This is a genomic window from Pseudoclavibacter sp. Z016 (assembly GCF_002931215.1).
Taxonomy (GTDB): Bacteria; Actinomycetota; Actinomycetes; order Actinomycetales; family Microbacteriaceae; genus Pseudoclavibacter.
Genome location: NZ_PSTU01000011.1, coordinates 622,358 through 635,090 on the forward strand (window position 1 = coordinate 622,358; position 12,733 = coordinate 635,090).

11 protein-coding genes and 1 tRNA gene are annotated in these 12,733 nt (G+C 65.8%); 3 read left to right on the plus strand and 9 right to left on the minus strand.

Features of this window, described 5'->3' with window-relative positions:
• Positions 1 to 31 precede the first annotated feature (31 nt).
• From proB to C5B99_RS09060, 3 genes are all read right to left on the minus strand, one after another.
• Complete coding sequence (gene proB, locus C5B99_RS09050; RefSeq protein ID WP_104241413.1) at positions 32 to 1,177, minus strand: glutamate 5-kinase; 1,146 nt, start codon at positions 1,175 to 1,177, stop codon at positions 32 to 34.
• 103 nt (positions 1,178 to 1,280) lie between these two features.
• Entirely contained in the window at positions 1,281 to 5,006 is a 3,726-nt protein-coding gene (locus C5B99_RS09055) for an efflux RND transporter permease subunit (protein WP_258063129.1), read from the minus strand.
• Positions 5,007 to 5,194: 188 nt separating this feature from the next.
• Positions 5,195 to 5,806 carry a ScbR family autoregulator-binding transcription factor gene (locus C5B99_RS09060; protein WP_181059305.1) on the minus strand — a complete coding sequence of 204 codons (612 nt, stop codon included), beginning with the start codon at positions 5,804 to 5,806 and terminating at the stop codon, positions 5,195 to 5,197.
• A 130-nt stretch (positions 5,807 to 5,936) separates the two neighbouring features.
• Here C5B99_RS09060 and C5B99_RS09065 point away from each other — a divergent pair.
• Positions 5,937 to 6,011: transfer RNA gene (locus tag C5B99_RS09065), tRNA-Ile, on the plus strand.
• Here C5B99_RS09065 and C5B99_RS09070 read toward each other — a convergent pair.
• The 4 genes from C5B99_RS09070 to C5B99_RS19485 all read right to left on the minus strand — a co-directional run bounded on the left by C5B99_RS09070 (position 6,009) and on the right by C5B99_RS19485 (position 8,780).
• Positions 6,009 to 6,770, minus strand: coding sequence for a site-specific integrase (locus C5B99_RS09070; protein ID WP_181064974.1), 762 nt, complete (start codon positions 6,768 to 6,770; stop codon positions 6,009 to 6,011). The two genes, C5B99_RS09065 and C5B99_RS09070, sit on opposite strands and share 3 nt — an antisense overlap.
• Positions 6,771 to 7,225: 455 nt before the next feature.
• Positions 7,226 to 7,459: a hypothetical protein gene (locus C5B99_RS09075; protein ID WP_104241417.1), complete on the minus strand. Its 234-nt coding sequence runs from the start codon at positions 7,457 to 7,459 to the stop codon at positions 7,226 to 7,228.
• Between the two features lie 26 nt (positions 7,460 to 7,485).
• Positions 7,486 to 8,178, minus strand: coding sequence for a hypothetical protein (locus C5B99_RS09080; protein ID WP_146081972.1), 693 nt, complete (start codon positions 8,176 to 8,178; stop codon positions 7,486 to 7,488).
• Between the two features lie 128 nt (positions 8,179 to 8,306).
• On the minus strand, positions 8,307 to 8,780 hold the full coding sequence (locus C5B99_RS19485; protein ID WP_219819629.1) for a hypothetical protein: 474 nt from the start codon (positions 8,778 to 8,780) through the stop codon (positions 8,307 to 8,309).
• A gap of 103 nt (positions 8,781 to 8,883) precedes the next feature.
• Between C5B99_RS19485 and C5B99_RS09090 the strand changes: the two genes are divergently transcribed.
• The gene (locus C5B99_RS09090; protein ID WP_104241419.1) at positions 8,884 to 9,087 is read left to right on the plus strand and encodes an AlpA family transcriptional regulator; all 204 of its coding nucleotides are present in this window, start codon (positions 8,884 to 8,886) and stop codon (positions 9,085 to 9,087) included.
• Positions 9,088 to 10,685: 1,598 nt separating this feature from the next.
• On the opposite strand, the gene C5B99_RS09095 is transcribed toward C5B99_RS09090, so the two are convergent.
• Positions 10,686 to 11,762, minus strand: coding sequence for a DUF5677 domain-containing protein (locus tag C5B99_RS09095; RefSeq protein WP_104241420.1), 1,077 nt, complete (start codon positions 11,760 to 11,762; stop codon positions 10,686 to 10,688).
• A gap of 274 nt (positions 11,763 to 12,036) precedes the next feature.
• Here C5B99_RS09095 and C5B99_RS09100 point away from each other — a divergent pair, with 274 nt between their 5' ends.
• Positions 12,037 to 12,381: a thiamine-binding protein gene (locus C5B99_RS09100; protein WP_104242083.1), complete on the plus strand. Its 345-nt coding sequence runs from the start codon at positions 12,037 to 12,039 to the stop codon at positions 12,379 to 12,381.
• A 6-nt stretch (positions 12,382 to 12,387) separates the two neighbouring features.
• Here the strand turns inward: C5B99_RS09100 and C5B99_RS09105 are convergent, their stop codons facing one another.
• On the minus strand, positions 12,388 to 12,684 hold the full coding sequence (locus tag C5B99_RS09105; RefSeq protein WP_104241421.1) for a helix-turn-helix transcriptional regulator: 297 nt from the start codon (positions 12,682 to 12,684) through the stop codon (positions 12,388 to 12,390).
• Positions 12,685 to 12,733 lie beyond the last annotated feature (49 nt).

Sequence of the window (12,733 nt, forward strand, 5' to 3'; positions counted from 1 at the left end):
ACAGAGCATTCTACGCCGCGAGCGGTCGCCCTCAGCCGACGCGGATCCCCTTCGGGCGCACGAGCACCAGGTCGTCGCGATGGATGACCTCGCGGTCGTACCCGGTCCCAAGCGACTCGCGCAGCGAACTCGACGACTGCCCGAGCATGTCGGGGATCTCGACGGCATCGAAGCCGCTGAGGCCTCGTGCGATGACGACGCCCTCCTTCGAGACCAGCTCGACCGGGTCGCCGGCGACGAACTCGCCCTCGACGCCCACGATTCCGGCAGCCAGCAGCGAGGCTCGCCCACCGAGCACGGCGTCGACGGCGCCGTCGTCGAGCACGATCTTGCCCTGCACCCGCGCGGCGTGGGCGATCCAGAGGCGCTTGCGCGACGATCGCTTCCCGGTCGGGGCGAACCACGTGCCGACACGCTCCCCGTCAATGGCCGCGCGCGCGTTCTCCGCCTTCGTCAACACGACGGGCATGCCCGATCCCGTGGCGATGGAGACCGACTCGAGCTTGGTGAGCATGCCACCCGTTCCGACGTCGCTGCCCCTGCCGGAGACCTCGATGCCTTCAAGATCGCTCGGGCCGAGCACCTCGGAGATGCGCCGTGTGCCCTCGCGGCTGGGCGGGCCGTCGTACAGGCCGTCGACGTCCGTGAGCAGGACAAGCGCGTCGGCCCCGACGAGCTGGGCGACCAGCGCGGCGAGCCGGTCGTTGTCGCCGAAGCGGAGCTCATCGGTCACGACCGCGTCGTTCTCGTTCACGATCGGCACGACCGCGAGCCTGAACAGGCGCTCGAGCGATCGCTGCGCGTTCTTGTAGCGGGTGCGCCGCACGGTGTCCTCTGCCGTGAGCAGGATCTGCCCGACGGTGATGGCTCGATCCGCGAACGCCTCTGCGTACCGGGCCACGAGCATCCCCTGCCCGACGGAGGCGGCAGCCTGGGCAGTCGCCACGTCGCGCGGCCTCGATGGGAGACCGAGGGGCCCGATGCCGGCGGCGACCGCGCCCGAGGTGACGAGGAGGGTCTGGAGTCCCTTGTCGTGGCGATCCGCGATGACCTGCACGAGCGAGCGCAGGGCTTCGAGGTTCAGGTGCCCGTCGGCGCCCGTGAGCGATGAGGAGCCGATCTTGACCACGATGCGGTGGGCGGTCGCGAGCTGGGCACGGGCGGCTATCGGATGCATCCGGCTATTCTCTCCCGATCGTCGGAGCTTGCCGAATTCTGCCGCCGACTCGCGTCACATCGGCTCAGGGTGGCGCCGCGCTGCTGCGCGGCACCACCCTGCATCAGCTTCCGGCGGGAGCCGCGGCGATTGCCGTCTTCTCGGCGGCAGCCTCGGCCTTGCGCTCCCTGCGAGCCGCGCGCTTGGCAGCCCGTCGATCGTTCCGGCGCTCGACGCTGGAGTAGAGGACGGGGACCAGCACCAGCGTGAGCAGCGTCGAGCTGATCAGGCCGCCGATCACGACGATGGCGAGCGGCTTGGAGATGAACACGCCACCCCCGGTCAGGCCAAGCGACATCGGCACAAGCGCGAAGATCGTCGCCGCAGCGGTCATGAGGATCGGACGGAGGCGCAGCCTCGTCCCGTGCACGATCGCGTCGTGCACGCTCGAACCACGTTCCCTGATGTGGTTGATGAGGTCGATGAGCACGATTGCGTTCGTGACCACGATCCCGATCAGCATGAGGAGTCCGATGAGCGACGGCAGGCCGAGCGGCGTATCCGTGAGCAGGAGCAGTGCCACCGCTCCCGTGGCGGCGAACGGCACCGAGACGAGCAGGATGAGCGGCTGCATCAGGCTGCGGAAGGTCGCCACCATGATGAGGAACACGAGCACGATGGCGAGGAGCATCGCCATGCCGAGCTGCTGGAACGACTCGTCCTGGTCGGCGGACGCACCTCCGACGACGAACGTGACACCGGCGGGAAGCTCGAGACCGTCGGTCGCCGCGTAGACGGCCTGCGTGACGGTTCCCAACTGCCCCTCGGCCGGAGTGACCGAGACCGTGACCTGGCGCGCGCCGTCGTTGCGGGTGATCGCGCCAGGGGTCGCCTCCTCGCGGACCTCTGCGATGTCGCCGAGCCGGATGGGCGTCGCCTTCGTGTCGGCGAGCCCTTCCTGCCTGGCCTGCAGCTCCTTTGCCTCGAGCGACTGAGCCGCCATGTCCTCCTGAGCCTTGACGGCCGCGTCGACACCGGCGTTGGCCTGCTCGATGCCCGATTCCGCTTGAGCGATCGCTTCGGTCAGGGCGGCGATCTGCGCGTCCCGTTCCGCCTGCGCCGCCTGCTCCGGGGTCATGCTGGAGCCGGCGTCGGGAACCGCTGGGGTCAGCGGCGCCGTCTGCAACGTCGCGAGCTGCGTCTGCAGCTCGCCGAGCTGCGCGGACACCGTGTCCCGAGCCTCGACGGCGTCGTCGACGGTCTCCTGCATCTGCTCGACCGCCTCAGCCTCCTGCTCCTCGGCCTTCGTCTCCTGTTCCTCCGTGAACGCGTCCGTCGCGTCCGTGATGGCGCGCTGCTGCTGCACCGCCGTCACCGGAAGCTGCATGAGGGCGAGCTGATCGAGCGCGACTGGCCCCTGCGTCGGCGCGATCACGATGTCGCGGTCGACGCCCTCGAGGCGCACCGTGCCCAGCGGGGTCCCGGTCAGCGCGGCGGAGACCGCCTGGCCGACGGTCGCCTGCGTGTAGCCGTAGCCCGCCGCCTTGCTGCGGTCGACGTCGACCATGACCACGTTGCCGCCCGTGCTGAGGTCGTTCGAGACCGCCGTCACGCCGGGGAGGTCCTTGACGGCATCGCCGAGCTGCGTGGCCGCCTGGCTCAGCGAGTCCGCGTCGTTGCCCTGGATTGCAAGTTGAACGTCCGATGCCAGAGCTGAGGAAGCCGCAGTGGTCACGGTCACCTCGCCGACATCGCTGAGCCCGCCGAAGTCCGAGCGCAGACTGTTGGCGACCGTCTCCGCATCCTGCCCCTCTGCGGGGATCACGGTGATCGAGGTGCTCTCTGCTCCACCGCCTCCGAATCCGCCAGCACCGCCGGCCCCGATGGAGCTCACGAACGTCTCGACGCTCCCCTTCGTGGCGAGGACGGCCTCGAGCTTCTCGGCGCCCGCCAAGCTCTCGTCGATGGTCGTGCCCTGCGGGAGCTTCTGCTCGACGAGGACCGTCTCATCGCCCATGCTGCCGAGGAAGTCGCTACGGAGCGCGGTTGCGCCGATGCCGGTGAGCAGCAGCAGGGCGAGCGCGGCCGCGATCGTGCGGCGTGGGTGCCGCAGGGTCGCGTCGAGGATGGGCACGAAGGCTCGCTGCAGTCCGTCGTACGGCGATCCCTCCTCACCATCGCCCCGTGCCGCGACGACACCGGGGGCGGCGGTGGGGACCGGCAGCGCTGACTTCCCGCGCTGCTCCCGCTTCTCGTTCTTCGCCTCGAGCTTCGCCGACTGACGAGCCCAACGTCCCTCGGCTGCTTCCTCCTGGCGTGCGGTCCAGGCGGCCTGGGCTGCACGCGCACGGACGAACCGCTCGCGCTTCATGGGCTTCGAGGGGCGACGCAGCATCCAGTACGCGAACACCGGGACGATCGTCAGCGCGACGACGAGGGACGCGACCAGCGCGATGGAGACCGTCACCGCGAACGGTCGGAAGAGCTGGCCGACGATGTCCCCGACGAACGCGATCGGGAGGAAGACCGCGACCGTCGTGAGCGTCGAGGCGGTGATGGCGCCAGCGACCTGGCCGACGGAGCCCACGATCCCCTCGAGCGTCAGGGCGCCGTCACCCTGCCGACGCTTGATGTTCTCGATCACGACGATCGAGTCGTCCACGACTCGTCCGACCGCGATGGTGAGCGCTCCGAGGGTCAGGATGTTGAGCGAGTACTCCCCCACGTTCAGGCCCACCATCGTGATGAGCAGGGACATCGGGATCGAGATCGCCGCGACGATCGTCGACCGGAACGAGGCGAGGAACAGGAAGATGACGAGGACGGCGAAGATGAGGCCGAGCCCACCCTCGACCGAGAGGTCGTGGATCGACTGCTCGATGTACGGTGCCTGGTTCTCGATCTCCGTGAAGACGACGTTCGAGGGCAGTCCGGGTGTGACCTCTGCGAGCTTCTCCGTGACGCCGTGCGCGACGGAGACCGTGCTCGCGTCGGACGCCTTCGTGACACTCAGCGTCAGGGTCTCCGCGCCGTTGACCCTGGAGATGGAGGTCGCGGGGATCTCCTTTATGTCGACATCCGCGAACTGCGAGAGCAGCACGGTCGAGTCCTCCGTCGTGAACGGGAGGGCGCGGATGGCATCCAGGGAGCTGAGCTGCGACCCGACCTGCACGGAGATCTCCCCGGTGCCGCTCGTGACGTCTCCAGCGGGGAGCACGATGCCAGCGGCAGTGAGCGTCGGTTCGATCGACGCGGTGTCGATCTTGAGCGCTTCGACGTCCGCCTGGCGGAGGCTGATCTCCACTCGCTCCTCGCGGGTGCCGGAGACTTCGACGTTCTGCACTCCGTCGACCTGCGAGAGAGCGGGCAGCACGGAGTCGGTGAGCGTCTTCGAGAGCGTCGCAGTGTCTGTGTCTGAGGATGCGCCGAGCGTCAGCACGGGGAGCGCGTCGAGCGAGAACGTGTTGAGCTCTGCCGTGGAGGACTCGGGGCGGAGCGACTTCGTCGACTCGACGGCGGATAGGAGCTCGGCCTCGACCTGCGTCTTGTCAGCGTCGAAGCTCCAGGAGACGACGATCTGGGCGAACCCCTCCGACGTCGTCGACGTCACGGACTGCACTTCCGAGACGCCTCGGAGTGCGTTCTCGATGGGCTCGGTGACCTCGGTCACCATGACGTCGGGCGAGGCCCCGGTCAGTGTCGCCGTCACGAATCCCTGCGGGACCTCCACCGACGGCATGAGCTCCTGCTTGAGCTGCGCCGTCGAGATGATTCCGGCCGCCGCGATTGCAGCGGTCAGCAGTCCGATCAGAATTCGATACTTGAGACTCAGACGAGTGAGCACAGACACAGAGGGACCTTTCGACGCGACAGGGCGCCGGGTGACAACCCGACGCCCTCCCATACTGTCGACCGTGAAGATCCTCGGAATCACCCGAAAGGACTGGTTCCGGGAGTTTCATGCCCTACTAGAGACTGATCTTTGCCGGCATCGCTGTCTCCTCGCGACGAGGTCGGCGCCCCGTCTCGATCACATGTTCACGACGACGCGACGTCAGCCGTTCGGCCCGGGTTCGCGAGTGTCACGCGGTGGACCGCCCACATCTCTCGAACGCGCTCGACGATGCTCCTGCCGTCGTTGAGATCCTGCATGAGCATCTGGATGCCGACCAGGTTCGCGAGCACCTGCCAGGCGGCCGCGTCGACGTCGATGTCGTCGCGGAGCACCCCCGATTCCCGAGACGCCTGCAGCGCTTCCTTGGTCACTTCGAGCCAGGCGTCGAAGGGCCTCGGAAGCTCTTCCTCGATGAGCTCGCGTTCGCGCACCAGACGGATCGTGGCCCGCATGAGCGAATCGGACTGGAACCGCTCTGCGATCCGGATCATCAGTGACTCGAGCTCGTCGAGCGAGAGCCCGCGGTCGCGGGAGCGAGCGATCTCCGCATCCCACATCTCAGTCCAGGTCGCCGAGACGGCCTTGGCAAGGAGCGCCTTCGTCGGGAAGTGGAAGTAGACCGTTCCCTTGGTCATGCCGAGTCGGTCCGAGATATCACTGAGGACTGTGGCGGCATAGCCATTGGCCTCGAACTCGAGCGAAGCCGCTTCGAGCAGCGCCTGTCTCGTCTGCGCTCGCTGTTCAGCTCGCTTCATCATCCCCTGCTTTTCGTGCATCCGAGGTCGGCTCCGACCCCGCTTCTGGGGCATCAGTCTAGACCTGCGCCCGTCGAGCCCGTCGCCCACCGCACGTGTGCGCGAATTCTGGATACAATCGACAGCGCTTGGGGCGGTAGCCAAGCTGGTTAAGGCATCCGGCTCATAACTGGACGATGCGTGGGTTCGAGTCCCACCCGCCCTACTCGCCTCTGAGGCCCGTTATCCCCTGATCTATGGGGGAAGAGCGGGCCTCTTCGCTTTCCGGTTTCGCCGCTTTGCCCACAAGCCGCCGCGACTGACCCCGTTTGAGCGCGCTCGAGCGGGCACGCTCAAGTGAGTCCCCCACGGCGTCGAGGTCGGTGTCGAACATGTCCGCGTAGGTGTCCGGAGTCATCGCCGCGGAAGCATGCCCGAGCATGCGTTGAATGAGCAGCACGCTCGCCCCAGATGCGATCGCGAGCGACGCTGCCGTGTGCCTCAGATCATGCGGCGTCAGCTTCTCGGGGAAGCTCGTATCGTTGGTTCGCACTCGGTTGGCGGCGGCCGCGAACCATGCGTGATCTGTCGCCGGCGGGCGGATGTGATCGACGCCGTTCCCGAAGACCAGAGCGTCTCGTGTCTTGCCCTCGACACGTTCGGAGAGGACTCGGCGCAGGAACGGGGAGAACCGCACGGAGCGTTTCTCGTGGGTCTTCGGGCTGCCGGTGACGATCTCCGCACCGACTCTCACTGCGTTCTCCGTGACGTGGATGCGGCGCCGCTGCAGGTCGACGTTGCGGACGCGTAAGCCGGTGAGTTCACCCCAGCGGAGGCCCGTGTAGGCCAACGCCCGGATGATCGCGGCTTGCTCGGCGGTACGGGTGGCACTCGCGAAGGCGTCGACCTGGCGGTGTGTGAGGTAGCTGCGGGGCGCGCTGACCTTGCCGGGCAGTTTGAGCTTGGCCGCGACGTTCGTGCTCACCTGGCGATCGCGCACGGCGTCGGAGAGGATGCCGTGCAACACGCCGTGGGCGCGCGAGATGGTCGTCGTTGCTGCAGTCGTCGACGGGTGCTTGGTAGTCGATGGGTTGCGGGCACAGCCAGCATGGGAGGTCGGCGGCTTCGCATTCGGCTCTAAACGCGGTGCGGTCGGCTTGGAACTGGCGGGGCTCGGACCTGCCCATGGTCACCTACGCAAGTGTGGGGTGAGGTGGGGCCGCTGACTCCCCCGAGTCAGCGGTCCTCGCCCTCTGCTCGTCTACGACACGACGCTGAGCTGGCGGCCGGCGGCCGTCCCGTCCTGCCCGGTCTCACGCGGGGGCGGGTGCACTGTCCGGATACGACGAAGCCCCGGCGATGTGGCTGCTGCCAGGGATCGTTCCGGGGCCTTCTGGAACTGTGTCGATCTTTACTAAACAGGGTGAAGACGCTCCCCCGTTAAGTCGATACGTAAATTTCTTTCTGAGATCTTCGGATCCGGTACGGGGTGACGGGATTCGCAAAGGTCTTCTGCCTCCACCAGAGGAGCAGGTGCTCTTCCTCGACCTCCATGCGGCGGCCCACGAAGCGCACCTGCATGCCGTCGCGGCGCCACGTCCGCAACGAACGAACCGACCTCCCGACGCGGCGTGCTGCTGCACGCGTTGTCAGGTAGGTCGGCTCGGTGTTCATGGGGTCGATTATCCCAGGTGAGGCCGCTAATACCGAAATGGAAGCCCAACGAATTCGAAGAGCTGGAGGAGGACCATCATGTAGACCATCACCAGCCCTAAGGCGCCCAACATGTAGAACCGACGAAGGTAGCTGACGGTTTCATCGACGTTGGCCCGCTGCGCAGCTCGGCTCGATTTCTTGCCGGGAACCTCCTCGAAAGGAATGTTCTTGAGAGATGACTTACGAGCCACCTCCACCGGGCCAGATGAGATGAAGGTGATGACGCTCTTCGACTTCTTCTTGATGAGCTGAGGAGAGATCGTGTAGACGGTCTTGTCGAGCGTTGCCGCAGTCGCAACTGCGATTTCACCCACGACCGGGTCCAAGATGACGGTCCCCTTGTACGTCACGGTCAGCGTGAGTGGCTGCTGAGAGTCGAAGAAGTCCGATTCGATGTCGGCGCGACTGTTGGAGTAAACGGTGATCTCCGTGAAGACCGGGTCCGGAACAGTCACTCCCCCCGCCGTGATCTCCACGTCGTCTCGAGTTACGTCCTGGCTCACCAGAGGAACCGACGAAACCCAATAGTCGAGGCTCATCTTTGGGTTGTTTTTGTAGTAGTACAGGGCCCCGGGGACACCCACCGCAATGGTGAGAATACCCAGGACAATTGCAACTATGCCCGCAGGCGTGAATCCCGTATTGGCGGCGGCGATGGCCGCATCAGTTATCTGCACGAGCACAGGCTAGCGGCATGGGGGCTTCTTCCGGATTTTGCCTCAGGCGGTCAGGCCGCGAGGGTGAGGGATTCGGCGACGGCCGTGAACAGGTCACGCGCTGCTGGTGGGGTTACGGCGTTGCCGGACTACTTGACCTGCTCGCGCTTGATGCGGAGCAGCTGGCAGTCGGCGGGGAACGTCATGCCGCGTTTGATCTCGTCGGGCTCGAGCATCCGGAACTCGCAGTCGTCGACGTCGAGGGATGGGAGCTCCGCGTCGATGAGTGACTGGTGGCCAGCGGTGGTGAGCGTGCGCAGCGGCTCGACGACGGGGGTCGTCATCTCGGCACCGCCAGTGTTGTTGCGCATGACGAGGCCGTGGTGGTTCCCTTCCGCGCTCACCGTGTCGATGGGTGACGTCGCGGGCTTGGTGACGCTATGGTTGCGGAGCGGGACGAGCAGGCCGGTCTCGTTCCTGGTGGTCTGGGTGCGCAGCGCATCCGCGGCGCTCGCCGCTTCCTTCCCATCGCGCCTTTCGATCAGGATGAGAATTGAGGCCTGCAAGCCACCAGCGACGAGCGTCGACCGGGTGACACTCGTGATGCTCGAGCGAGTCGCCACGAGCTCGGGTCTCCTTCTCTCTATGCGAAGAGCGACGGGAGCCGGGGAGAGGCCCAAGGGTCATCGCCAGCGAATCTGCAACCAATCCCTACATGATCGGTGCATGCCCGGACTCGCTGACGACCCCCTTTTGACGACAGAACAAGCCGCCGAACTGCTCGCGATCCGCCCCAATCTGCTGCGCGAGTGGAAGTACTTGGACGTGCGAGACGGAGGTGACCGCGGGCCACAGGCGGTCAAGCTCGGACGGCTCGTGCGCTACCAGCTCGGTGAGCTTGAGGCGTGGATCGAAAGGCACAACCCGTGAGTGGCCCCAACTTCCTGACACCGCAGCAGCTGTGCGAGCGCGTCCCCGGACTCACCGTCGCCGCGCTCGCGAGGCAGCGGTCTCGCGGCGGCGGTCCTGGAAGCCGAACACGCGAGTGGTGCTCTACGCGTGGAGCGAGTACCTCGCGTGGCTCGACACCACAAAGCGACAGCAAACCGACCGATACGGCGCGCGAAACTAGAGCACGCAGAAAATCCCAGACCCCGCCCATCGCCCCACTTGGGTGTCCGACGAACAAGTCTCCGAAATGATCAACGTTCCTGTGTCCACGGTTCGAGGTTGGCGGGTTGACCACAAGCACCTTCCCTAGTCGAAGATCGGCACGCTCGTTCCCTCGAAGACATGCGCTTCGAACCGCTCGAGTACGGCGTCGTACTTTCGCAAGAGGTGGCAGGCCATACACCGCAGCTTCGTCATCGACATGGCCCCCAGGGTGAGCACAACAACCGGCGCGGTCAAGGACCGCCCGTGAGACTGATCTCCTCAGGTGATGGCTCGTCCTGTGCCTATGTGCAGTAGCTAGCGTCCACTGCCACCGAGAGTCGGCAGCCCTCCTCGCATCGGCCACACGCTTCCCTTGCGTCTCCGGCCCTTGGCGCGCGATCGCTCGGTCTCGGTAGGCGCGCGGCCCTCGGCGCACCACTTGAAACTGGGCCGCTGGTGGGCCGGAAGACGGTCGCCGCTTCTCGTTTTCACCACCACACCGCAACGGGGACACGTGATGTCCCGCATGGGTGGCAGAGGCGGTTTCACCACAGATGGGGCAAGGACGGGCGGAGATGCGACCTTGAATCGGAGATCGTACTCCGGCACGGCGAAACCTGAGCCAGCACACAGGCGCCGCGCCGCCTTCGCGCCCGTCTTGGAGAGAGGTCGCTTGGCATGTCCAAGTCTGTGCTCCGCAAGCTTCCCGTAGATTGTGACCGGCACGCGTAACCCGCAGGCGTCGCAGGGGTGCCATTGAGATGAGTACGGCGGATGGTTGCGCTCGAGCTGTAGCTTCGGCTTGACCGCGCCAGCAGCCGACCAGAGGCCGCCTGTGTCGGAATCCTGGCCACCGTCGCGGTCTCGTGGAGCGACCCCAACAGACCCAGGGCATCGAGCGCCGGTGCGGTTCAGATGGATGCTCATCGCGCCGTCCCGTGTGAGAAGGTGCACCTCGTCGCACACCAGGCATCGCGTCCTCACCAGCATGCCCCCATGCTCGCACGGAGAGCAGACCGATGAACAGCGAGTCGAGCACGCTTATCTGGCGATGGAATCGGGACGAAGTATCCTGTCCTGTGTGAGACCGTGCGCGCCGGGTCGGTCGCACGTCACCGCACCTGCGCAGCTGCGCAGGTGGCGCAACTCGGGCCAAATCCGGCAGCGCGTCCACGGCGGCTACATCGAGGTTGAGCTCGAAACGCTCCTCGCAGAGTGGCGGCGGCAGACGATGGCGAACCCCATCACCAACCGGGCTTCGCGAAAGCACAACGCGGGGCGTAGAACGGCCGGATCTCAGATCCGACCGTTTGCCGTCTCAGATGCGACGAGGGGCCCGCGGATTGTGTTCGCGGCGCACCTTCTGCAGCGTCCTAGACGTGGGGATTCGATCCTCTGGGTGACTCGCTTCTTGACGAGTCCCGCTGGTCTTGGTGTTCCTGGGGCTCGCCTTGTGATCCATCAGCACGAGCGGCTCTCGCATATACGTCGAGCGCCCCGAGGAACTTGGCTCCGCTATCGACCCTCTTCCCGTCGGGTGCTTCGATGACTGCGGGCACTGCCATTTCGAGCAAGGAGAGAGCGAACGTAACGGCTAGGTTGCGCACGTACCCGGAATCGTGTGAGACGGGGCCAACAACGTAGTGGCGAATCCCGTCCACGAACTCGTAGCTATCTCGTAGTCCTTGAGATCCGGCGTGAACCTCGGGGCTGGCCATCCCGTACAGGGCCATCAGGCCCGGTTCTACCAGATCTGAGACTGTCGCCATATTCGCGGGAGTTCTCTTCGGTAGCAGTACCGCTGCCCAGCCCCACATCGCGCGGAAATCTGTCCCGTACTTCTCGATCAGAGCTTCACGCCGCTTAGTGAGAATCTCGAGAACGTCTGCATCCAGCGTCTGGGCTATCGCGTCGCCTCCTGCGACCACAAGGTCGCGTGCAACCGTCGGGACGAAGACGCCCTCGTGATCGAGGTACCGCTGGTACAGGTCGCCGTGTTGCCCCTCGGGGCTGCCGTACTTGGCGAGCACCATGGACGTGATGGCGAGTTCGTGTAGCGTGCGTGCTCTCGCAGCGGCACCCTCCTTGAATCCTCCTTCCAGTAGCCACGCGACCTCCTCCATGACTTTGAGCCCACGGACAGCCAGGCCCCCGAGTACGTCAAATGCCATGAGTTCAGCCTCGTCAAGAGCACCATCGTCGTGCAGGCCCGCGAAGGTCTTACTGGACCAGTTGAGTGCTTCGACTGCGTGCAGGTGCAGGATGCTGATGGCCTCAAACTGGGGCGCCAGATCGAGGTGGATGCGCTCTCTGACAGCGCCGCGAATCGCTCTGAAGTCGGCTAGGGCTTGACCGTCGCCCTCTCGCACGCGGGCGACGTACACGGCTAGTTCGTCTGGGTCCAGGCGGTCGGTCGTCCGGAGCCCCATGGAGATTGTGTAGTCGGTCATATCCAGACCTTGGCATGACCGTCCGGAAAGTGACGTCATCGAGGCACGGAAAATGTTTGTGATCCTGACCCACGGGTGCCCACATTTTGCCCACAGTCGCTCGAGATTCGACCTCCACGGGGTGATTGAGGGGGACCGTAGATGCCCGTAATTCCGGGCATCTCGTCGTCTCGCCCGTCGTTGTGGGGTGGTCTATCGGGTTCGAGTCCCACCCGCCCTACTCTTGTCTCGATTGCAGGCCACCTCGAGGCCCCCTCGTGGCACGATGGTCAGCATGATCGTTGCCTTCTCCGTCGCACCAAGCGGCACCCCGAGTCCAGACGCCCCTTCCCCGGGAGAGGGCGACGCGTCACTGCACAACGCGGTCGCCGCGGCGGTCGCCGTCGTGCGCGCCTCCGGCCTCCCGAACCGCACCGATTCGATGTTCACGACTATCGAGGGCGAGTGGGACGAGGTGTTCGCCGTCGTCAAGGCCGCAACCGAGGCCGTCGGGCAGTTCGGGACCCGCGTCTCGTTGGTCCTGAAGGCCGACATCCGTCCGGGCCACAGCGGCGAGCTCGACGGCAAGGTCGAGCGTCTGGAATCCGCGCTCGAAGCGCGTTCCGCACAGTCGAGCTAGGAGCCGTCAGCCGGCCGCGCGGATCTGCACACCGGCGTCCGGTGCGTCGCCCGCGGCATCCGGCGCGCTGATCTGAGCCCAGACGTCGTCCAGCGAGACGCCGAGCACACCGGCTATCGCGGCGATCGTGGAGAACGCAGGCGTCGCGACTCGCCCTGACTCGATCTTCCTCAGCGTCTCGGGCGATACACCCGCGTCGAGCGCCACGCGCAGCATGGCGCGGTCGCCTCGTGATCGTCGGAGGAGGAGGCCCAGGCGTTCCCCTCGTTCGATCTCCTCGGGGCTGAGCGGGAGTCTGACCATGACCCGATACTAATCCGGTATATCTTTACCGGGATACTTATTGGCAGAG

Bases quoted from the DNA above. Each gene is read 5' to 3' on its own strand.
- C5B99_RS09105 (WP_104241421.1), bottom strand. From the start codon at position 12,684: ATGGTCAGACTCCCGCTCAGCCCCGAGGAGATCGAACGAGGGGAACGC.
- proB (WP_104241413.1), bottom strand. From the start codon at position 1,177: ATGCATCCGATAGCCGCCCGTGCCCAGCTCGCGACCGCCCACCGCATC.
- C5B99_RS09090 (WP_104241419.1), top strand. From the start codon at position 8,884: ATGCCCGGACTCGCTGACGACCCCCTTTTGACGACAGAACAAGCCGCC.
- C5B99_RS09075 (WP_104241417.1), bottom strand. From the start codon at position 7,459: ATGAACACCGAGCCGACCTACCTGACAACGCGTGCAGCAGCACGCCGC.
- C5B99_RS09095 (WP_104241420.1), bottom strand. From the start codon at position 11,762: ATGACCGACTACACAATCTCCATGGGGCTCCGGACGACCGACCGCCTG.
- C5B99_RS09100 (WP_104242083.1), top strand. From the start codon at position 12,037: ATGATCGTTGCCTTCTCCGTCGCACCAAGCGGCACCCCGAGTCCAGAC.
- C5B99_RS09060 (WP_181059305.1), bottom strand. From the start codon at position 5,806: ATGAAGCGAGCTGAACAGCGAGCGCAGACGAGACAGGCGCTGCTCGAA.